The 502-nt window shown below is 68.7% G+C and carries 1 protein-coding gene; it reads right to left on the bottom strand.

What is annotated here, in order from left to right:
* Window positions 1-316, bottom strand: a 316-nt coding sequence (locus EJ903_RS26510; protein WP_210211587.1) for an IS66 family transposase, incomplete at its 3' end; no start/stop codon positions are given.
* Window positions 317-502: the final 186 nt, after the last annotated feature.

Genomic DNA, 502 nt, shown 5'->3' with positions numbered 1-502 from the left:
CCGCGGTGGTTTTGGCAGCGGCCTGCTCGGCCGCCAACTCGTCCTCGCTGGCGTTCGCTTCCAGTTCTTCGAGCTGGAACTCCAACTGATCCAGCAGGCGCGCCTTCCGCTCGGAGCGCGTGCCGTAGAGTTCGCGCCGTAGCTTCTCGATTTCCAGCTTCAGGCTCGCGATCAGTGCCTCGGTGTTCGACGCCATCGCCTTGGCCCGCGCCGCTTCGGCTTCCGCCGCGTCCGCCCGCGCCTCGGCCTGCGCCAAGGCAGCGCGCAAGGTGGCGACGTCGTCGGTCGAGGTGGAGGGGAGCGGGGCGGCGGTCATGGCACCAGTTTACCTGGAAACGCGCCATTGAGCCGCCGCAATCGCTCCTGAACCGGCGCGTCGATTCACCGTGTCGCAGTCACCCTGCGGCCTCGGGGCGCCAGGTCTTCTGCGGGTTGCGCCAGTCGATGCCCTCGAGCAGATAGCCCATCTGCCCGACCGAGATCGACACCGCGCCATCCGCCG

Origin of the sequence: Azospirillum griseum, from assembly GCF_003966125.1 — a bacterium.
GTDB classification, from domain to species: Bacteria; Pseudomonadota; Alphaproteobacteria; order Azospirillales; family Azospirillaceae; genus Azospirillum; species Azospirillum griseum.
This window is presented reverse-complemented; position numbering and strand designations above follow the sequence as displayed.